The 505-nt window shown below is 69.5% G+C and carries 2 protein-coding genes; both read left to right on the forward strand.

What is annotated here, in order from left to right; all coding sequences use genetic code 11:
* On the forward strand, positions 1–178 hold a 178-nt coding region (locus AC1DWF_RS39035; RefSeq protein ID WP_476843740.1), incomplete at its 5' end, for an ATP-grasp domain-containing protein.
* The coding region (locus AC1DWF_RS39040) for a hypothetical protein (protein ID WP_476843739.1) at positions 178–505 on the forward strand (328 nt) is incomplete at its 3' end. The genes AC1DWF_RS39035 and AC1DWF_RS39040, both read left to right, overlap by 1 nt.

The following is a 505-nucleotide window of genomic DNA, read 5'->3' on the forward strand; positions in this document are numbered from 1 at the left end:
GATCGGGCCGGAGCTGAAGGCGCTTGGCCTCATCTTCGTCGGCATCGACGTGATCGGCGGGCACCTGACCGAGATCAACGTGACCTCGCCGACCGGGCTGCAGGAGCTGGCGCGCTTCGACGGCGTGTACCTGGAGAAGGCGATCTGGGACGCGATCGAGGAGAAGAAGCGGGGCTGATGGAAGCGGCACCCGCGCCCCCGCTGATCATCCTCGTCAGCGGGTTCCTGGACCAGAGCTTCGGACGGGCCGTGGTGCTTTTCGAGGAGGCCTTCCGGGAGGCCTATCCCGGCCTCCCCATCCATCGCTTCACCTTCGACGAGCGACGCGCGATCGAGCGGCTCATCGCCAGCCAGCCGCCGGACCGGCTGATACGCCTGATCGGCCACAGCTGGGGCGGCAACACCGCGGCGAAGATCGCCGAGCGCCTGGGTGCCGCGGGCCGGCCGCTGGACCTGCTGATGACGATCGACCCCGTGGGCCGTGGCGCCAGCGCGGCCTTCTTCC

The organism is Aminobacter sp. P4_D5 (assembly GCF_056401815.1).